20 protein-coding genes and 2 tRNA genes are annotated in these 19,256 nt (G+C 67.1%); 8 read left to right on the top strand and 14 right to left on the bottom strand.

The annotated features are described in order from the left end of the window. Window positions 1–58 precede the first annotated feature (58 nt). Window positions 59–2,794, bottom strand: coding sequence for a DNA polymerase I (polA, locus tag ACH438_RS35620; RefSeq protein WP_397013543.1), 2,736 nt, complete (start codon window positions 2,792–2,794; stop codon window positions 59–61). Window positions 2,795–2,917: 123 nt separating this feature from the next. Here polA and ACH438_RS35615 point away from each other — a divergent pair. Continuing rightward, a tRNA-Trp gene (locus ACH438_RS35615) sits at window positions 2,918–2,990 on the top strand. Window positions 2,991–3,053: 63 nt separating this feature from the next. Here the strand turns inward: ACH438_RS35615 and ACH438_RS35610 are convergent. From ACH438_RS35610 to ACH438_RS35585, 6 genes are all read right to left on the bottom strand, one after another. Continuing rightward, the gene (locus ACH438_RS35610; protein ID WP_397013539.1) at window positions 3,054–3,827 is read right to left on the bottom strand and encodes an ABC transporter ATP-binding protein; all 774 of its coding nucleotides are present in this window, start codon (window positions 3,825–3,827) and stop codon (window positions 3,054–3,056) included. After that, complete coding sequence (locus tag ACH438_RS35605) at window positions 3,824–4,792, bottom strand: ABC transporter ATP-binding protein (RefSeq protein ID WP_397013536.1); 969 nt, start codon at window positions 4,790–4,792, stop codon at window positions 3,824–3,826. Before ACH438_RS35605 ends, ACH438_RS35610 begins: the two co-directional genes overlap by 4 nt. After that, window positions 4,789–6,015, bottom strand: coding sequence for a branched-chain amino acid ABC transporter permease (locus ACH438_RS35600; protein WP_397013533.1), 1,227 nt, complete (start codon window positions 6,013–6,015; stop codon window positions 4,789–4,791). Before ACH438_RS35600 ends, ACH438_RS35605 begins: the two co-directional genes overlap by 4 nt. Next, a complete protein-coding gene (locus tag ACH438_RS35595; protein WP_397013530.1) occupies window positions 6,012–7,061 on the bottom strand; it encodes a branched-chain amino acid ABC transporter permease in 1,050 nt (349 codons plus the stop codon). Before ACH438_RS35595 ends, ACH438_RS35600 begins: the two co-directional genes overlap by 4 nt. An 84-nt stretch (window positions 7,062–7,145) precedes the next feature. Beyond that, the gene (locus ACH438_RS35590) at window positions 7,146–8,372 is read right to left on the bottom strand and encodes a branched-chain amino acid ABC transporter substrate-binding protein (protein ID WP_397013528.1); all 1,227 of its coding nucleotides are present in this window, start codon (window positions 8,370–8,372) and stop codon (window positions 7,146–7,148) included. 228 nt (window positions 8,373–8,600) lie between these two features. Beyond that, a complete protein-coding gene (locus ACH438_RS35585) occupies window positions 8,601–9,224 on the bottom strand; it encodes an ANTAR domain-containing response regulator (protein WP_397013526.1) in 624 nt (207 codons plus the stop codon). 222 nt (window positions 9,225–9,446) lie between these two features. On the opposite strand from ACH438_RS35585, the gene ACH438_RS35580 reads away from it, so the two are divergent. Continuing rightward, a tRNA-Leu gene (locus ACH438_RS35580) sits at window positions 9,447–9,533 on the top strand. Window positions 9,534–9,573: 40 nt separating this feature from the next. Here ACH438_RS35580 and ACH438_RS35575 read toward each other — a convergent pair. After that, window positions 9,574–10,017 carry a tyrosine-type recombinase/integrase gene (locus ACH438_RS35575; RefSeq protein WP_397013524.1) on the bottom strand — a complete coding sequence of 148 codons (444 nt, stop codon included), beginning with the start codon at window positions 10,015–10,017 and terminating at the stop codon, window positions 9,574–9,576. Between the two features lie 13 nt (window positions 10,018–10,030). Between ACH438_RS35575 and ACH438_RS35570 the strand changes: the two genes are divergently transcribed. Continuing rightward, complete coding sequence (locus tag ACH438_RS35570; protein WP_397013522.1) at window positions 10,031–10,306, top strand: hypothetical protein; 276 nt, start codon at window positions 10,031–10,033, stop codon at window positions 10,304–10,306. Between the two features lie 10 nt (window positions 10,307–10,316). Here the strand turns inward: ACH438_RS35570 and ACH438_RS35565 are convergent, their stop codons facing one another. After that, complete coding sequence (locus ACH438_RS35565; RefSeq protein WP_397013520.1) at window positions 10,317–10,730, bottom strand: secondary thiamine-phosphate synthase enzyme YjbQ; 414 nt, start codon at window positions 10,728–10,730, stop codon at window positions 10,317–10,319. A gap of 245 nt (window positions 10,731–10,975) precedes the next feature. Here ACH438_RS35565 and ACH438_RS35560 point away from each other — a divergent pair, with 245 nt between their 5' ends. Together ACH438_RS35560 and ACH438_RS35555 are read left to right on the top strand one after the other, a co-directional pair. Continuing rightward, window positions 10,976–11,500, top strand: coding sequence for a lytic polysaccharide monooxygenase auxiliary activity family 9 protein (locus ACH438_RS35560; protein ID WP_397013518.1), 525 nt, complete (start codon window positions 10,976–10,978; stop codon window positions 11,498–11,500). A gap of 563 nt (window positions 11,501–12,063) precedes the next feature. Further along, entirely contained in the window at window positions 12,064–12,327 is a 264-nt protein-coding gene (locus tag ACH438_RS35555; protein WP_397013516.1) for a hypothetical protein, read from the top strand. A 48-nt stretch (window positions 12,328–12,375) separates the two neighbouring features. Here ACH438_RS35555 and ACH438_RS35550 read toward each other — a convergent pair whose 3' ends face one another. From ACH438_RS35550 to ACH438_RS35540, 3 genes are read right to left on the bottom strand one after another with little or no spacing between them, the layout of a single operon-like run. Then, window positions 12,376–13,524: a hypothetical protein gene (locus tag ACH438_RS35550; protein WP_397013514.1), complete on the bottom strand. Its 1,149-nt coding sequence runs from the start codon at window positions 13,522–13,524 to the stop codon at window positions 12,376–12,378. 12 nt (window positions 13,525–13,536) lie between these two features. Then, on the bottom strand, window positions 13,537–14,967 hold the full coding sequence (locus tag ACH438_RS35545) for a hypothetical protein (RefSeq protein ID WP_397013512.1): 1,431 nt from the start codon (window positions 14,965–14,967) through the stop codon (window positions 13,537–13,539). 3 nt (window positions 14,968–14,970) lie between these two features. Then, window positions 14,971–15,312 carry a hypothetical protein gene (locus tag ACH438_RS35540; protein WP_397013510.1) on the bottom strand — a complete coding sequence of 114 codons (342 nt, stop codon included), beginning with the start codon at window positions 15,310–15,312 and terminating at the stop codon, window positions 14,971–14,973. A gap of 432 nt (window positions 15,313–15,744) precedes the next feature. Between ACH438_RS35540 and ACH438_RS35535 the strand changes: the two genes are divergently transcribed. Genes ACH438_RS35535 through ACH438_RS35525 form a run of 3 tightly spaced genes read left to right on the top strand, consistent with a single transcriptional unit; the run spans window position 15,745 to window position 17,567 of the window. Continuing rightward, window positions 15,745–16,623 (top strand): hypothetical protein, encoded by an 879-nt coding sequence (locus tag ACH438_RS35535; RefSeq protein ID WP_397013508.1) that lies wholly within the window; start codon window positions 15,745–15,747, stop codon window positions 16,621–16,623. Window positions 16,624–16,671: 48 nt separating this feature from the next. Then, complete coding sequence (locus ACH438_RS35530) at window positions 16,672–17,205, top strand: AAA family ATPase (RefSeq protein WP_397013506.1); 534 nt, start codon at window positions 16,672–16,674, stop codon at window positions 17,203–17,205. A gap of 17 nt (window positions 17,206–17,222) precedes the next feature. Next, entirely contained in the window at window positions 17,223–17,567 is a 345-nt protein-coding gene (locus ACH438_RS35525) for a hypothetical protein (protein WP_397013504.1), read from the top strand. A gap of 50 nt (window positions 17,568–17,617) precedes the next feature. Here the strand turns inward: ACH438_RS35525 and ACH438_RS35520 are convergent, their stop codons facing one another. Beyond that, a complete protein-coding gene (locus ACH438_RS35520) occupies window positions 17,618–18,796 on the bottom strand; it encodes a YbfB/YjiJ family MFS transporter (RefSeq protein ID WP_397013502.1) in 1,179 nt (392 codons plus the stop codon). A gap of 10 nt (window positions 18,797–18,806) precedes the next feature. Next, entirely contained in the window at window positions 18,807–19,124 is a 318-nt protein-coding gene (locus ACH438_RS35515) for a muconolactone Delta-isomerase family protein (protein ID WP_397013500.1), read from the bottom strand. Between the last annotated feature and the right edge of the window lie 132 nt (window positions 19,125–19,256).

Genomic DNA, 19,256 nt, shown 5'->3' with positions numbered 1-19,256 from the left:
ACGCGACACGGCCCCCTGCCGCGGGGCAGGGGGCCGTGCCGGCGTATGTGCAGCTATCTCAGTGCGCGGCGGAATCCCAGCTGCGGCCCACGCCGACCGAGACCTCCAGCGGCACCGACAGCTCGATGGCGTTCGACATGTGTTCGCGGGCAAGGGCTTCCAGCTGCTCGCGCTCGCCCGGCGCCACGTCGAAGACGAGTTCGTCGTGGATCTGCAGCAGCATGCGGGATTTCAGGCCCGCCTCGCGGATCGCGCGCTGGGTGTCGATCATGGCGACCTTGATGATGTCGGCGGCCGTGCCCTGAATGGGGGCGTTGAGGGCCATGCGCTCGGCGGCCTCACGGCGCTGCCGGTTGCTGGAGTCCAGATCCGGCAGATAGCGGCGGCGGCCGAAGAGGGTTTCGGTGTAGCCGATCTTGCGGGCCTGCTCGACCGCGGCCTGCAGATAGTCGCGGATGGCGCCGAAACGGTTGAAGTAGATGTCCATCTGGACCTTGGCCTCGTCGGCGCTGATCTTCAACTGCTGGGACAGGCCGTACGCGGACAGGCCGTAGGCGAGACCGTAGGACATGGCCTTGATGCGGCGACGCAGTTCCGGATCGACATCGGAGATCGGGATGTCGAAGGCCTTGGACGCCACGAAGTTGTGCAGGTCCTCGCCCGAGTTGAAGGCCTCGATCAGGCCCTCGTCCTTGGACAGGTGGGCCATGATGCGCATTTCGATCTGGCTGTAGTCCGCGGTCATGAGCGACTCGTAGCCGGGTCCCACCACGAAGGTGTCGCGGATGCGGCGGCCCATATCGGTGCGGATCGGAATGTTCTGCAGGTTCGGCTCGGTGGAGGAGAGTCGGCCGGTGGCGGCCACCGTCTGGTTGAAGGTGGTGTGGATGCGACCGTCGTCGTCCACCGCTTTGAGCAGGCCGTCCACGGTCACCTTCAGGCGGGTGGCGTCGCGGTGCTCCAGCAGGTGCTGCAGGAACGGGTGCTGGGTCTTCTCGTAAAGGCCTTCCAGCGCATCGGCATCGGTGGTGTAGCCGGTCTTGGTGCGCTTGGTCTTCGGCATGTCCAGCTCGTCGAACAGCACCACCTGCAGCTGCTTGGGCGAGCCGAGGTTGATCTGCTTGCCGATCACCTCGTAGGCGGCGTTCGCGGCTTCGGCGACACGGTCGGCGAATTCGCGCTGCAGTTCCTCCAGCTGCGCCGAATCCACGGCGATGCCGGCGTTCTCCAGGTCGGCGAGCACGCTCAGCAGCGGCAATTCCATATCACCGAGCAGGGCGGTGGATTCGATGCGCTCGAGTTCGGTGTCGAAGGCCGCGGCGAGGTCGGAAACCGCACGGGCGCGCAGCATTTGCGCATTGGCGATCTCGGCGTCGACGGTCTCCTCGTCGTCCAGCAGGGACAGCTGCGATTCGCCGCCGTTGTCCACCCGCAGTTCCCGGCTCAGGTAGCGCAGGGACAGGTCCTCCAGGTTGAAGGTGCGCTGGCCCGGCAGGATCAGGTACGCGGCCAGTGCGGTGTCGCTGGTGAGCCCGCCCAGCTGCCAGCCGCGGCCGCGCAGGGCGTGCATGGCGGTCTTGGCCTCGTGCAAGGCCTTCGGGGTCTCGGTGTCGGCGAGCCAGGCGCCGAGCGCCTTCTCGTCCTCGGGGGTCATGGTGTGCACGTCGATGTAGGCGCCCTCACCGTCCGCGGCGGCCAGCGCGATGGCCTGCACGTCCCCGTGCAGGGGCGAGCCGTTGCCGACCACGGAAACACCGTGCCGGACACCGGCTTTCGCATGCGCGGCGAGCCAGTCCGCGACCGCGCCGGCGGCCAGGGCGCTACCGCTGATCTCGAAGCCGGATTCGGCCTCGGGCTCCACGGGGGCGAGGGTGTCGAAGAGCCGGTCGCGCAGGACGCGGAATTCGAGCTCGTCGAAGAGCTGATGGATCTTGTCCCGGTCCCACGGCTGCATGGCCAGCTGATCGGGCGTGTACGGCAGCGGGACGGTGCGCACCATCTCGGTGAGCTGGCGGTTCAGCACCACGCTGGACAGGTTGGCGCGCAAGGCATCTCCGACCTTGCCCTTCACCGTGTCGACGCGGTCGACCAGGGCGGCCAGGTCGCCGTATTCGCGGATCCACTTGGCGGCGGTCTTCTCCCCCACGCCCGGAATGCCCGGCAGATTGTCGCTCGGGTCGCCGCGCAGGGCCGCGAAGTCCGGGTACTGCCGCGGTGTCAGCCCGTACTTCTCCTCCACCGCCGCCGGGGTGAACCGGGTCAGCTCGGAGACGCCCTTCTTCGGGTAGAGCACGGTGACATCGTCATTGACCAGCTGCAGCGAATCGCGGTCACCGGTGACGATGAGCACCCGGAACCCCTCCGGCACGGCCTGCGTGGTGAGGGTGGCGATGACATCGTCGGCCTCGTAGCCGTCGATGGCCATCACCGGGATGCCGAGCGCCCCCAGCACCTCCTGCGTGGTCTCCACCTGCCCGCGGAACTCGTCCGGCGTGGTGGCCCGGTTCGCCTTGTACTCCGGGAACGCCTCGGTGCGGAACGTCTTGCGGCTCACATCGAACGCCGCCGCCACATGCGTCGGCTTCTCGTCCCGCAGCAGGTTGATCAGCATGGCCGTGAACCCGTAGACCGCATTCGTGGTCTGCCCACTGTGCGTCTTGAAGTTCTCCGCCGGCAGCGCATAGAACGCGCGATAGGCCAGTGAATGGCCATCCAGCAGCAGCAGGGTCGGCTGCTCGCCGGACGCGGTCGCGGACACGGCACTCGGACGCTGATCGGTAGAGGCAGGGGTCACCCGAGAGAGTCTAGGTATCCCCACCGACATCCGTGGGCAGCGGGCTTACCCGGCCCGTCGCCGCAGGTCACGAAAACCGATTTTCACCCCGGGCCGGGCACCTGGTAGCGTGACCCCTCGCAAAGGGGCGTAGCTCAATTGGCAGAGCAGCCGTCTCCAAAGCGGCAGGTTGCAGGTTCGATTCCTGTCGCCCCTGCAAAAGGCTTCGGGCCGGTCACCAGTGGTGACCGGCCCGAATGCTTTTCGGGGAGGGGCCGGTTCAGCCGACGCCGAGGTAGGCGGACTTGACGGCCGGGTCGTGCAGGAGTTCGCGGCCGGGGCCCGTCTTGGTGACCTCGCCGGTCTCCAGGATGTAGGCGCGGTCGCTGCGGGTCAGGGCCTGCTGGGCGTTCTGCTCGACCAGCAGGACCGTGGTGCCCTGCTTGTTGATATCCGCGATGATGCGGAAGATCTGCTGAATCACCATGGGGGCCAAGCCCATCGACGGCTCGTCGAGCAGCAGCAGCTTCGGGCGGGCCATCAGGGCGCGGGCGATGGCCACCATCTGCTGTTCACCACCGGACAGGGTGCCGCCGACCTGTTTGCGGCGTTCCTGCACGCGCGGGAACAGGTCGAAGATCCAGTCCAGGGTGCGCTGCTGTTCGGCCTTGTCCTTGAAAGGCCGCCCGTACGAACCCATCTCGAGGTTCTCCTGCACCGTCATGCCGGGGAACACGCCGCGGCCCTCGGGCGCCTGGATGAGGCCCAGGCCCACCCGCTGATGCGCCTTCACGCGGGTGATGTCGCGGCCCTCGAACATGATGCGGCCGCGGGTGAGCGGCAGCAGGCCGGACAGGGCGCGCATGGTGGTGGTCTTGCCCGCACCGTTGGCGCCCAGCAGTGTCACCAGTTCACCCTGTGCCACGGACAGTGAAATGCCGTGCAGGGCTTGGATTCTGCCGTAGCTGACCACCAGGTCGTCGACCTGCAGCAGGGCGTTCGGATCGGGCGGCGGGAGCTGGCCCCTGGCGCCGGTCTGCTCGGAAGTGGTCACTGGTCCTCACCTGCCTCCTCGTCGGGCACGCCGAGATAGGCGGCGATCACCTTGGGGTCCTCGCGGATCTGTGACGGCAGGCCGTCGGCGATCTTGCGGCCGAACTCCAGCACCACGATCCGGTCCGTCACACCCATGACGAGGCGCATGTCGTGCTCGATGAGCAGCACGGTGAACCCGTCGTCGCGGATCTTGCGGATCAGATCCATGAGCGAGGCCTTCTCGCTCGGATTGAAACCGGCGGCCGGCTCGTCCAGGCACAGCAGTTTCGGCTCGGTCGCCAGCGCGCGGGCGATCTCCAAGCGGCGCTGATCACCGTAGGAGAGGTTGCGGGCCTTCTCGACAGCGCGCGGTGCGATGCCCACGAATTCCAGCAGCGCCATACCGCGTTCGACGGCGTCCTTCTCCTCGCGGCGATGCCGCGCGGTCCGGAACACGGCACCCGGCACCGAGGTCTTGTGCCGTGCGTCGGTGCCGACGACCACGTTCTCCAGCGCCGTCATCTCCTGGAACAACCGGATGTTCTGGAAGGTGCGGGCGATGCCGAGCCGGGTGATCTCGTTCCGCTTGGACTTGGCCAGCGGCTTGCCGTCGAAGGACACCGTGCCCGACGACGGCCGGTAGACACCGGTGATGGCATTGAAGCAGGTGGTCTTGCCGGCGCCGTTGGGCCCGATCATGCCGAGGATCTCGCCGCGCCGAATGTCGAAGGTGACATCGTCGAGGGCGGTGAGACCGCCGAACTTCACCGTCAGGCCGTTGGTGCTGAGCAGTGGCGCACCGACGGCGGTCTCGATTTCCCGGTGCGGCGCAACGACTTCCGCCACCACACCGGCATCCCCGAGCACGGGCAGCACCTCGGTGACATCCAGGGTCCCCGCGCTGGGTTCGATATCGGGTTTCGTGTATCCGGCCGCCATGTCCTCGTTGTCGAACAGCGCGCCGCCCTCGTCCGGTCCGGTCATCGCGGTCCTCCGCTCGTCTGCACGGCCACCTGCGGTTCGCGGTGCATCGCACGGAACACCTTGCGCCCGTAGGTGAGCAGCTTCTGCCGCACCGGGAACAGGCCCTGCGGGCGGAAGATCATCACGATCACCAGGGTGACGCCGTAGAACAGGTACTTGTAGTCACCCAGGGATTCCCCGCCCAGGTTCACCGACATGAAACGGTTGGGCAGATAGACGATCACGAACGCGCCGACGATGACGCCGAGCTTGTTGCCCTGACCGCCGATCACCACCGCGCACAGGAACAGCATCGAGTTGATGATGTTGAAGCCGGTCGGGTTGATGAACTGCACCTGGCCCGCGTACAGCGCGCCCGACATGCCGCCGATGCCCGCGCCGATCATGAACGCCCACAGCTTGAACTTGAAGGTGGGCACGCCCATCATCTCGGCGACGTCCTCGTCCTCGCGGATCGCGACCCAGGCGCGGCCGACGCGGCTGCGCTCCAGATTGCCGACGAACAGCAGTACGACGACCACCAGGATCATGCCGACCCAGAACCACCAGACGCCGGAGTTGGCGCGGTCCAGCAGGTTCCAGCTGTTGCTGTCGCCCAGGTTGCCGGAGGAGAAGTAGCCGTTCGGGTGCGTGCTGGAGACGCCGACCCGCGGATAGGCGATGCGGGACAGACCGAGGCTGCCGTTGGTGACATCGCCCAGATTGTCGGCGAGCAGTCGCACGATCTCACCGAAGCCGAGGGTCACGATGGCCAGGTAGTCGCCGCGCAGCCGCAGCGTCGGCGTGCCCAGGATGAGACCGGTCGCCGCGGTGAAGATGATGGCCAGCGGGACACAGATGACCCACGCCCATTTATCGTTCAGCCAGCTGCCGGTGGCGTTCCACGGACTGTTGGGACTGGTGAGCAGACCGACCGTGTACGCGCCGACCGCATAGAAGCCGACGTATCCGAGGTCGAGCAGACCTGTCTGGCCGACAACGACATTCAGGCCGACCGCGATCAGCGCCGTCATGGCGAACTGCGCCATCACGCCACCGAAACTGGTGCCCGGGGTGTTCAGCAGCGGCGGCGGGAACAAGGGGATCAGGGCGAGCACGATGATCACCGGCACGCCGATGCCCCACTGCGCGGGCCGCGACAGCCCGCCCCACCAATAGCGAATGGCGTCCCCGGCCCCGCGGCCGCGTTTCGGGGCCGCGGGCGGAGTGAGAGTGTCGGTCATACCCGCGCCCTCCCCAGGCTCTCACCGAGAATGCCGGTGGGCCGGAACATGAGCACGACCACCAGCACCACGAACGCGATCACATCGCGCCACTGGCTGCCGAAGACGATCTGCCCGTAGTCCTCCGCCAGCCCGAGCAGCAGACCGCCCAGCAGGGCGCCGCGCAGATTGCCGATACCGCCGAGCACCGCCGCGCTGAATGCCTTGATGCCCAGGATGAATCCGCCGTTGTAGATGATGCCCTGCGGCACCTTGAAGGTGTACAGCAGCGCCGCCGCGCCGGCCAGCAGGCCACCGAGCAGGAAGGTGGTCATGATGATCCGTTCCCGCGAGACGCCCATCAGGGTCGCGGTATCGGGATCCTGTGCCACGGCGCGAATGCCGCGGCCGAATTTCGTTCGGTTGATGAGGATTTCGGTGACGGCGGCCAGGACCACCGCCGACGCGATGATCACCAGGGTCACATTGCTGACCTGGGCGCCGAAGATCGAGAACTCGGTGGTGGGCGCCACCAGCTTGATCGGATGCTGGGCATTGGTGCCGCCCAGCGGCGTCGACATGCCCGAGGTGAGTTTCGGCAGCACGACGTGCACGATTTCCTGCAGGATGAACGACATGCCGATCGCCGTGATCAGGAAGATCAGGGGTTTGGCCCCGCGCTTGCGCAACGGCCGGTAGGCGATGCGCTCCAGCGCGACCGCGGTGCCGCCGGACACGGCCATGCCGAACACCAGGGCCACGAGCAGATAAACGATGGTGAGGGCCATGCCTTCGGAATAGACGTCGCCGCTGGGGCTGAAGCCGAGGATCATGAGGCCGACATACTGGCCGAACATGCCCACCATGAATACTTCCGAATGCGCGAAATTGATCAGCCGGAGGACACCGTAGACCAAGGTATAGCCAACCGCTACCAACGCGTAAATCGAGCCGTATTCGAGGCCGTCGATGGTGAGTCGCCAGAACTGGTGAAACAGGTCGGAGACGTCGAAATTGATGGTCCCGTTGGCCAGCAGGGTCGCATCAGCGAAAAGGGATGAAGACATTCGTTCTCTCGCCGTAGAGGAAACGGCGAGCGCCGGGATCGCCGGCGCACGCCGTTAACCGAATCGGTGGGACTCTTCGAGGACTTACTTGACCTCGTACATCCAGATCAGGGCATTCGAAAGCTCGCCCGTGGCATCCCATTTGTATTCGCGGGCCAGGCCCTGGCCGTCGTAATTGCGCACATAGTTGACCAGTGCGGGCCGGGTGACGTTTCCGGCGGCGATGCCCTTCATCACGATCGTGGCGAGGTCGTAGCCCTCGACCGAGTAGGTGCCGGGGTCGAAACCGCTGTCCGACTTGAACTGGGTCGCGAAGGTGTCGGACGACGGGGCGCACGGGCAGGACAGCAGCGCGCCCTTCGAGGCGTCACCGGCCTGCTTCACGAATTCCTCGTCCTTGGTGCCGTCGTCGGAGACGAAGGTGGCGGTCACGCCGCCCGAGCGCAGCTGCGACACGAACGGGGACGCCTCGGCGTAGTAGCCGGCGTAGTAGATGGCGTCCGGCTTCGCGGCGGCCAGCTTGGAGACCGTCGCCGAGAAGTCCTTGTCGCCCGTCTTGACCTGGGCCGCGCAGCTGGCATCGGCCAGCGGGCCGAGACCCGCGTTCAGCGTCTTGGCCAGGCCCGTACCGTAATCCGAGTCGTCCTGGACGACGCAGATCTTCTTGTACTTCCCGGAGGCGGCGAGGTACTTGGCGTCGGTCGGGCCCTGCACGCCGTCATTGGCCAGGCCGCGGAAGAAGGTCTTCCAGCCGTTCTGGGTGAGGGTGACGTTGGTGGCCGAGGGAGTCAGAGACAGCAGACCGGCATCGCTGAGGATCTGACCCGTGGCCTTGGTTTCACCCGAGAAGGTCGGGCCGATCAGGGCCACGATCGACGGGTCGTTGATGATGGTCGGAATGACCTGGGTGGCCTTCTGCGGGTCGCCCTCGGTGTCGAACTGCTTGACCGTCACCTGGCAATCCGGGTTGGCCTTGTTGTGCAGGTCGATCGCCAGTTTCACACCGCGAACGATATTGAGACCGAGGTTGGCGTTGCCGCCGGTCAACGGACCCGCCATGGCAATCGTCTGTGGCGCGCACTTGTCCTTGCCATCGCTGGCGGGATTCGCCGCCGCGGCATTGCTGGACTGCGGAACTTCCTTGCCGTCCTTGTCCAGCTGAGCCAACGGCTGGATGCTCAGATTGCTGCCGGCACTGTTGCTGGTGGATTTACTACTACATCCGGCAGCCCCGAGCGCAAGTACCGCTACAGCTCCGACGACCACCAGTCTTGCCATGCGGCTGTGCCGCAAGGCAGACGTGCGAGTCATTGAACCAAGCACGATTCACCTCTATGTTCTCTGCTCCCTCGGGTCACCGAGGAGGGCCGCCCCATCGATCGGCCCGTCCAGAACATAGCCCCGCCACGTTAGGTCCGCATCACATTCGAATCATTCATGTGACATCGCAACAAACAAAGAACGCCCTGTGTTGCCGGGCTGTAAATTACTACAGCTCATTCATGGCAACAGCAGGGCGATCTGCGGGCTAACTACGCCTCACTTCGGCGCGAGGTTCTCCAAAACCACCTCGGCCACTGCCTTCATGGTGGTGCGGCGATCCATGGCGGTGCGCTGAATCCATTTGAAGGCCTGCGGTTCCGAGAGGCCCTGGGTCTGCATCAGCACACCCTTGGCACGCTCCACCAGCTTGCGGGTTTCGAGGCGATCCGTCAGATTCGCGACCTCGCTCTCGAGCGCCGCGATCTCATGGAATCTGGATGCGGCCAATTCGATGGCCGGAACCAGATCCGATTTGGTGAACGGCTTCACGAGGTAGGCCATCGCGCCGGCGTCGCGGGCCCGCTCCACCAGGTCACGCTGACTGAAGGCGGTCAGGATCACCACCGGCGCAAGGCGTTTCGAGGCGATCTCGGCCGCGGCGTCTATACCGTCGCGGCGCGGCATCTTCACGTCCATGATCACCAGATCGGGACGCAACTCCTCGGCCAGGTCGACGGCCTGCTGGCCGTCCCCCGCCTCACCCACCACCAGATAACCCTCCTCGGAGAGCATCTCCACGAGATCCATCCGGATAAGCGCCTCGTCCTCGGCAACCACCACCCGCTTGGGGGCGGACACCGCACCATCCTTCTTCGAACCGCCCCCTGCTGTCGTTCCCATAGATGAACCCCTAGTCGCTCCGATTGCCAACACTCGATGCCACCGCGTCCGGCGCACCCCTCGCGGGACCGGCACGCACCCGAGTACCCCAAAGCGTACCGTCCACCTCCCCGCACAACCCATCTACCCAGCGCAAACCGACCAGTATCACAACCGTGTGATCCCCCCACCCCCTCGATTAGTGACTAACCCCCTACACCGGCTATGCTTTCTCCCCGGTGCGCCGGGTTGGCGGAACTGGCAGACGCGACGGTCTCAAAAACCGTTGTCCGGAAGGACGTGTGGGTTCGAGTCCCACACTCGGCACCAGGTGGCGGGCGTGATCACTGATCACGCCCGCCGTTTTGATTCAACCGGCCCGCAGGCGGCCCGCAGCGGCTCGCGCCCCGGCTTCCATCCCCTCAGCTACCGCGTCGAGATCATCTGGGAACAGGTGCCCGTACAGGTCGAGGGTCAGCGTCGCGGTCTTGTGCCCCAACATCCGCTGCACCACTTTGATATTCGCGCCGGCGCTGATGGCCAGCGAGGCGGCTGTGTGCCGAAGCGCGTGCGGCACAACACCGTCCAGACCGACATCCTTCGCCGCCCGGTCGAACACCCAGCGGAACTCGGTGGACGTCACGAAGCCGCCCTTATGACTGGGGAAGACGAGCGCGTCCGGCTCGCAGTCGGCGAGCAGCACGCGGAGCTCTTTCACCAAAGAGGCAGGGATCGGCACGGCACGAGTGGTGTGGTTCTTGGTATCGGTCTCCACATATCCCCGGTCCGTGACGGGAGTCGCTGACCGGGCCACCGTGATCCGCTGCGTGTCCGTATCTATCGCCCAGCCCCGCAGTGCGATGGCCCGCAAGACGCCCTATGCGATCGCCCTCGCCGTCGCGTGGGTCTCGCAGACCATCGCCCGGCTGCGCGGAGTTCCGGCGCTGGTGAACGTCAAAGGCGTTCGGACGCTGCATCACAACAATCCGACCAGTTCGGCGAAGGCCGTCCGCGAACTCGGCGCGACCTTCCGGCCGTTGGAGCAGACGCTGCGCGACACCGTCGCCTGGTGCCGGGAGGCGGGACTCGTGCCGGCACCCTGAGCAGCCGGTTTCAGCCCGCCAGGAAGGACAATCGCACGTGCCGCACCGGGTTGTCGACATTGAGGTCGACGAACGCGACGGATTGCCAAGTGCCCAGCGCCATTTCACCGCGCAGCACCGGAATGCTGGCGTAGGGCGCGATCAGCGCGGGCATCACATGCGAGCGTCCGTGCCCGCGTGAGCCGTGGGCGTGCCGCCAGCGATCATCGGCGGGCAGCAGGTCGCGCAGCGCGGCGAGCAGGTCGTCATCGCTGCCCGCACCGAGTTCGATCAGCGCGATGCCCGCGGTCGCGTGCGGCACGAACACGTGCAGCAGCCCGTCCCGGTCCGGCGCGGTTTCCTGCAGAAAAGCCGCACACTGCGGTGTGAGGTCCTGGACGACCTCGCTCCGACCGGTCTTCACCTCGATCAGCCTGCTCTCCATGGGAACCATCGTCCTCGCACGCCCCGGGAGCACCGGTATGCGGCCCGTTCATCTGGGTATTCGCGCCAGCCGAGAACGCGGGCCGCATTACGGTCAATCATTCGAAATCAATTGCCAGGGAGCGCTATTCGCCAATTTTGAACATCCTTGACCGTCCCCCGATACCCCCTGAAGATGGTCTGGATCGCTCAATTCCTGGGACAGCACGCCGGCCCCTGCCGCCCCATCTCGGCAAGGAGTACCCCATGAATCGCAGCAGACTGTCCATCCTCGGCGCCGCGGGCATCGCGCCATTCCTCGTCGCCGTGCTACCCGCCGGCGCGGCCAATGCCCACGGCTACATCTCCTCCCCCTCGAGCCGCCAGGCGCAATGCGCCGAAGAAGTCCTCCCCTGCGGCCCCATCAAATACGAACCCCAAAGCGTCGAAGGTCCCAAAGGCCAACTCAACTGCAGCGCCGGCGACCCCCGCTGGGCCGAACTCGACGACGACACCAAACCCTGGCAGGCCTACAACACCGACGGCACAGTCACTTTCACCTGGACCTTCACCGCCCGCCACCGCACCCTCAACTACGAATACTGGATCGGCAACACCCGAGTAGCCGTCATCGACGGCAACAACCAGCCCCCGCCCGACTCGACCGTCACCCACACCATCGACCTCACCAAATTCCCCGGCCGCCAAAAACTGATCGGCATCTGGAACATCGCCGACACCCCCAACGCCTTCTACTCCTGCGTAGACCTCCAGATAGCCAACCCATCCTGAACACAAGAAACTGGTCGGACTCACAGGAGATTGGCACCGGAGTCCGATCGTTCTCGGATGGTGGGTTGATTGGGTCGAGGCTGAGGTTCGCCGGATGGCGGCGGGCCGGATGAGTTGTAGGAGAGCAGTTGTCCACTTCACTCGTGCCTCGTTTAAGTCGTGTTTTTGCTGCCGTGTTGATGGCTGGTGCACTTGCTTCGGTGCCGGTTGTTGCTTCTGCTGATATCGGCACCGGGGATGTGCCCAGTGCGCCCTCGCCGAGTTCGCCTGACCTGCTCGATACCGGCGGTGGTGGTGCGGGCGCCGGGGCCGGGGCCGGACTGGGGGCCGGTGATGCCGGCGGGGCGGGAGCGGGGGCAGGCGCCGGGTTGGGGGCGGGCGCCGGGGATGGAGCCGGGGCTGGGGCGGGAGCCGGGGCAGGCGCTGGGGCTGGAGCGGGAGCGGGAGCCGGGGCTGGGGCAGGGACTCCGCCGGGGACCGATACGGGGCCGGGGACGACGCCGGGAGCGCCGGGGGCGGTGAATCCTGGTGGGCCCAATATTCCTTCGTCGCCGACTACGCCGGTGCCGCCGCCGACTACGCCTGATCCGATTCCGGCGCCGCCGCCGTTGCCGAATCAGGAGCCGTGTGCGCTGACGGATTTCAGTTGCTTGTGGGCGAATCCGGGTGATCCGAACAGTCCGTTGAATCCGGCCAATCCGGCGAGTCCGATGTACAACCAGAACCATGATCAGGACGGCGATTCCAACCCGCCCGGTGATGATCAGGGCGGATCCAATGCTCCCGGTGGCGGATTGGGCGGGCTGCTGCCCAGCCTCAGCGGTTAGGCACCCGCGGGCGGCACCGCGTGTTCCGGCGCGGGCGGGTTCCGGAGGTCACTCGGCGCGGATGCCGGTGATCAGGACCCGCCCGTGGTCGGTGCGGGTGGTGATGGTCTGCGGCCACTGACGGGGGGTCTTGTCGGTCGGGAACTGTTCGGACAGGACCACATTCCAGGTGTTGGGGTCGTGGTCGGCGCCGGTGATGTGGACGCAGTAGCGGGTGTCGGCGGGGACGCTGTCGATGCCGGACTGGATGGTCTTGGTGTCGCTCACCGTACTGTCGGAGGCGACGAAATCTCTTGCGCGAGCGGCATTCCGGTCGACGTAGTAGCCCCATTCGAAGCCGAGGATCGCGCCCGGGCCGGTGGTGGGGTCGCCTGGGCCGGCGCCGACCGTGAGGGCGTCGGTGTGAGTGCCGAGGCAGTCCGTGGTGGCGTGCGGGTAGGGCTCGGGGGTGCCGGCGAGGGTGGGGGCCGGGGCCGGAGCGGCGGACGGCACGGCCAGCGGCGAGTGGCCGGTCTTGTTCTTGTCCATGCCCGCATTGACCGAGATGATGACGATCGCCACGATGATCACGGCCGCGGCGGCCAGGACGCCGAGCACGATATTCGCGCCGCGGCCGGGTTCCGGGTCCGGGTCGAAATCGTCTTCGGTGCCGCGTAATCGGTCGAGCAGGGTACGGCGGCCGCCGGTGCGGTCGACGAAGCCGCGGCGCGCGACGTCACCCCAGGTTTCGCCGTGCGCGCCGTCGTGTTCTTCCTCGTCGTCGTAGTCGCCGGGGCGGCGGGGGCGGGCGAGCCATTCGTCCCAGGCGCCGACCCGGGTGGTGCGGCCGAGCGCGGTGGCGGTCCGGACCTCGACATCGGTTGCGTCGGTGCCGATCACGGGATCGACCGCGCGGATGGGCGGGCCGTAGACGGCGGCCTGCTCGTCGGGATCGCCGGGTAGGAACGGCCGCACGCGCTCGGCTTCCTCCTCGGGCGGGACGGATTTGACGATGGGCAGGTTGGTCCAGCTGCGATCCACGATATCCACCGGTTCTTCGAAGTAGTCGTCGTAGTCGGTGTGGTGGCGGCCGCGGGATGCGATGCCGTTGGCATGGCTTTCGTCATCGAGCCGCGCGTGCCGACCGGTCGGTGCCGGATCGGATACGCCCGCGAAACCGGGTAATCCCTCGAAGGCGAAAGGGTTTTCGGTATTCACCGCACCCTCCTACTAATTGGCGGGCTGCGGGGTGACGCCGGCTTGGCCGTCCCTGCGCGGCGTTGTCTTGTCGGTGTCGGGCTGGGGCTTCGCGGTGACCGGCGGGACGACACCGCCGGGGCTGCCGGCATTCGGATCCGCGGGCACGCCCGCCTGCGGCTGCGCGGCCGGGGCGCCGCCGTCATTCGTATCGGGTACTGACGGGGCGACCGTATTCGGATGCGACGGTGCGCCACCGATGATCGTCGAGGTATCCGGAGCGGCGGGTGCGGCAGCGTTGGGGTCGCCGCCGGAGGGCGCCGCGGGCGCCAGACCCGGGAACAGATTGTTGTTGTTCGGGGCAGCCGGATTGGCCGCGCCCGGAGCCGCGGGGTTGGCATTGGGGTTGATGGCTTGCTGCAGTTGGTCGGCGCCCTTGCCGGCGAGGGTGTCGATACCCTTCTCACCGATCTCCGCGCCCTTGTCGATCACATGGGTGACGACCTCACCGACCTTGTCGACCAGATTCCCGCCGATGGTGACGCCCGCGCTGATCAGCCCGGAACCGAGGGTGACGCCGCCGGCGATCAGCGCCTGCTGCAGGGTCAACTGGGCGGCCAACTGCGGATCGGTCCGGGCCAGCGGCGAATTCATGTAATTGACGCCGCTGTTCTGACCGGAATCCCAGCCATTGTTCCAACCGCCGTTATTGTTCCAGCCGTTGTTCCAACCGCCATTGTTGTTCCAGCCATTGTTGTTCCAGCTGCTGTTGTTGTTCCACCCGTCGTTGTTCGTGTCCGGGCTGGTCTGCCCCGGATTCGGGTACTGGCTGTTCTGCGGGCTGCCATCGGTGTTCGAGGCGGGCGCGGCCGCATTCGGGTCGACGCCGTTCTGGACCGCGGGCGGAATGGTGAGCTGCGGTGAATCATCCGAGATCTGCTGCACCTTGGCGGTGTGCGCATCCATTTCGCCGTCGGCCTGCTTGACCACGCCCACGCCGTCGCGAATGTAGTCCGCCGCCATGGCCAGGATCGGATCCAGATCGGCCTGCGAACGCGCGTTCTGCACGAGGTTGGTTGCCTTGCTGCGGAAATCGGCGATCAGCACGTCGAGGCTCTGCGCGGCCCGGTCGCGGGTGTCGTAGGCGTCGGACAGAATGGGCGCCAGCTGATCGGACACGTCGGCGAGCCCCGCGACCTGGGTGCGGGTGCGGTTGATCGCCGACACCGCCGCCAGCGCGGTCCCCGCATCGGTCAGCGCCTGGGCCCCGGCCCGATGCGGATCGTCACTGTTCCTGGTGCTGGTTCCGGCGGCGGCCAGCGCGTCGAACGCCGAACCATCCGGCCGCGCACCGTCTCCCAGCGAGGCCCGCAATTCGAGCAGTGGCGCGACGAGCCTGGTCACGAGGGCGGGTTCGGTCACGGTGACGGTCGTATCGCCGTCCTGGGTACCGGTGGTAGCCACCGTCTATACCTCCACCCGCGAGGGATCGGTGCCGTCGCCCGCGGCAGTGATCTGCCCCGCGCTGTCCCGATCGACCTGTCCCAGCACCCGGCCCCAGGTGGTGATCGCCTGCCCGTATCCGTCGGTGAGCACACCGGCAGTCCCGAGTGTCCCCGCGTGGGCGCTCCACGCGGTATTCCATGCGGCGGCGAATTCCCTTCCCAGCGCACCCAACCCGGATAGGTCGATGCCCGCCACCGTGGTCGCCTGTCCCGCCGCGGTACGCAGCAGTCCGGCGGCCTCGTCGGCGGCCTTGGTATAGGCGGCGGCCGCGTCGAAGTCGAAGCGAACGGATTCCTCAGTCACTGTTACCCCTCATCAGTAGCCCCCTCCCCCATACCCGTGGACATGGGAATAACCTGATTCTGTACCGCCACCAGGGATTCCGCGCGCGATCCTGCCCGATTCACCTTCTGACCGGGCGATCTTCACTCACCTGTCCAATGCCCTTGGTGCAGAATATCGAGTCCGGTCAGGGTCATGCCAGAGCGAGTGCCGTTCGCGACGTAGATCGGCGGCTCCGATGCGGGCGGTGGCGGCGATTGTGGTGTGGGCTGGACAGGGGTTTGAGGCTCACAGCTGGATCACAGCGGGCTCACCGTATCGGGGCAGGTTCCGGACGAAATAAGAAGTATGAGTCGGAATCGGATGCAGGGGCCGGGGGCACGGGTGTGGCGGCGAGTGGGAGCGGGGGTGGGTGCGGCGGTCATTACCGGAGCGGCGATTTTCGGAGCGCCGGTGGCCATCGCGCATGCCCATGGGCCGGAGGCGGTGGCCGGTGCGGCAGCTGCGGCCGCGCCGGCGGCTACCGGGTTTGCCGCTACCGCGCAGGCGGTGGCGTTGACGCCGGCCGCGGCTACTCAGCTGGCGCAGGCGATGCAGGCGGCGGTGCAGGCCGCTTCGCCGGGGACGCAGGTGGGGATCGATGTCACCGATACCGCGACCGGGACGCAACTGGTCGGGCTCAATACCGGGCAGCAGTTCTACACGGCGTCGGTGGTGAAGTTGCTGATCGCGCTGGATGCGCTCAACAGTCAAGGCTGGCAGCCGGATTCGGCGACCTCGGCGGAGATCTCGCAGATGCTGTCGGCGAGCGACGACAATATCGCCGACTCGCTGTGGGATGCGAACGGCGGGGACGCCATCGTCAGCCGCATGGTGAGCCTCATCGGCCTCACGAACACGCAGCCGCCCCTCGACCCCGACGAGTGGGGTGAAACCCTCACCACGCCACAGGATGTCGTCACCATCTACCACTACATCACCACCGTGGTGCCCGAACCCTCCCGCGACCTGATCATGAACGCGCTCGGCGGCGCCGACCAGATCGCGGCCGACGGCACCAACCAGTTCTTCGGCATCCCCGACGCCATGACCGGCGACACCTGGGCGATCAAGCAGGGCTGGATGACCCTGGACACCTCCACCACCCTCGACACCACCGGCCTCGTCGGATCCGGCCCGGGCCAGCCGCTGCGCTACGCCGTGGCGGTCCTGACCACGCAACCCTCCGACGTCAGCTGGACCGCCGGCGGCGCCGCCCTCACCGCGGCGGTCGCCCCGCTGCAGAGCGTCCTCGAACCGACCTCGGCGGCAGCGGCTCAGGCCAAGGCCTAGCCCGAAATACAGCTGCGACGACAGCGCCGGCTCGATACGTTCGTGATCATGTTCGAGGACCCCGCGATCTATCTGCTCACCGGTATTCAAGCGGCCGGGAAATCGACTGTGGCCCAGGCGCTCGCCGAGCGCCTGCCACGATCCGCGCACGTCCGCGGGGATGCGTTCCGCCGCTTCGTGGTCGGCGGACGCGAGGAGATGACACCGGATCCGAGCCCGGAGGCGCTCGCGCAATTGCGGCTCCGGCATCGGCTGGCGGCACAGACGGCGGATACGTATGCGGCGGCAGGGTTCACCGCCGTACTGCAGGATGTGGTGCTCGGCGACATGCTGCCCTACCTGATCGAGCAGATCCGCACCGATCCGCTGTATGTGGTTGTCCTCGCGCCGCGACCGGCGGTCGTGGAACGCCGCGAGGACGGCCGCGCCAAGAAGGCGTACGGAACCTTCACGGTGGCCGACCTCGATACCGGTCTGCGGGCAGGTACCCCGCGGCTCGGACTGTGGCTCGACACCTCCGACCTCACGGTCACCGAGACCGTGGACGAGATTCTCACCCGGGCCGAACCGATCGTCCGGTGAGCCGTAGGGTCAATCCCATGAACCGAATCCGAGTGTGTGCGGTAGCGGGCATTGCGGGATGGATGTTGCTGACCGGTGGGGCGGTGGCCGGAGCACAGGCGACCGGATCCAGCGCGGTCGGCGGGGTGGGGCAGATCGAACTCACCGTGCAGGCCGATGGCGCCGGCGCGAACTGCGATGTGCGGGTGGATGGGAACATCGTGCCGAACTCGCAGTTTCTGGTGTTCGCGGACCCAGGCGTCGCTTCGAAGGTGGTCAGCCCGATTGCCGGTGGGCCGCATACCGTGAACGCCTTCTGTAATGGGGTAGATCTGGATCCCATTCAGGTCCAGGTGCAGCCGGGGCCCGGCGGGTCCGCATAGGAACGCCCATCGTCGATACGCCGAAAAGCCCGCTATGGCGGGCTTTTCGTTTACGCCTTGCGCAATGGGATGGTCGCGCAGGCGGCGGCGAGGATGATGGCAGCGGCCAAGGCCATGGCCATGGCCGGGCGATAGCCGGTGTGCAGTAGCGGGGCGGCCAGGAGGGGGCCGGCGATCTGGCCGACCGAGTAGCCCGTCGTCAGTAGGGCCACCGCGTGCGGGAAGCGCAGGGCCGCACCGGTTGCCAAGGACAGGGCGACGATGCCGACGAAGGTGGCGCCGAACAGGACCGCGGAGATCAGGGCGGCTATCGGGGACGGCGTCAGGGCGGGGAGCGCAATGCCGATGGCCTGCAGCAGCAGTGCCGTGATCAGCAGCAGTGCACTGGATCGGCGGTGCGCAAGCCAGGCCCAGAAAGCGGCCGACGGGATCGCCGCCACGCCCACCAGCACCCAGGCGCTGCTGCCGAGCGCGCCGGAGGATGTCTGCGCGATCGCGGCCACCAGGAAAGTCCCGGCGATGATGTAGCCGACGCCCTCCAGCGTGTACGAGGTGAAGAGCGCCGCGAACATTCCCCAGCGGCGGGGCGGCAGTGGCTCGGCCACAATGGGATCCGATGCGGGCACCGGGTCGGGTGTGAGCCGGATGCCCCAGGCGGCCGCCGCGAGTACCGCCGCCGCCACGGCCGACGCAATCCACGCCGATCGCCAATCACCGATCGAGTGCAGCACGAGCACCAGCACCCCGGACAGGGCGATACCCGCACCGATACCGCCGAAGGCCCAGCCGGACAGGTGCCCCGGGTGACCGCGCAGGCAGGCGTGCAGGGCATTGACGGTGATCACGAAGATCAGCGCACTCGTCGCCCCGGCGATGAGACGCAGGCCCATCCATGCAACCGTGTTCTCCGTGGCGGGCATGGCGACCAGGCTCGCGATCAGCGCCACGAACGCTGCGCGGAACGCCATAGGCGAGCGGGAGACGCCGGGAAAGGCGATGCCCGCCAAGGCGCCCAGTAGATACCCGACGTAGTTGGCGGTCGCGAGATGCGCGCCGCCGACGGCCGACAACCCCGCCCGTTCCTGCATCAACGGAAGTATCGGCGTGTAGACGAACCGCCCCACCCCCATGGCGGCGGCCAGCGACGCCCCCGCCTGAACGACTGTCCGCCAGGGTGATTCGATCGTGGAATCCCGCGCCGCGGGCAGTTGCACCGATAGTGACCCCATATCAGACCCCTCAGATATCCCGTGCCGCAGCGGCATCGCCCGCGCCCGGATCGTTCGGATGTGGTTCGAGAGCGGTCACCCGCGCTGTCATCCAGGGATGCAGCGGCAGCGTGCCGAGCACCTTCTCGTGCACTTCGGCCTCGTCGGTGGCGCGCCAGATGCCGATGCTGCGGGCCTCCCCGACGGGCCGCCAGAGCCGGGCGAGGTGCCCGGTGGCGGCCAGTTCGTGTGCGCGGACGGCTTCGGCGGCGCGGCGCTCGGCGATCTCTTCCCCGGTGGTGCCCGCGGGGATTTTGTCGGTGGTGATCTCGACCAGGAACTCGCGCATCGGATTTCTCCGTCCATAGGTGACGGGCACGTGAGGTGCCGCGAACTCATCGTCCGCCCGCGTGCTCGCCGGCGCCACGACCTGCTTCCTTACCTGTGCGAGGCGCTGCCTCCTACAGGCATACGATCGGCA

The sequence above is a fragment of the Nocardia sp. NPDC020380 genome, assembly GCF_044386975.1.
Lineage (GTDB): Bacteria > Actinomycetota > Actinomycetes > Mycobacteriales > Mycobacteriaceae > Nocardia.
Note: the sequence above shows the minus strand (reverse complement) of the source record. Positions and strands in the feature narration are given on the sequence as shown.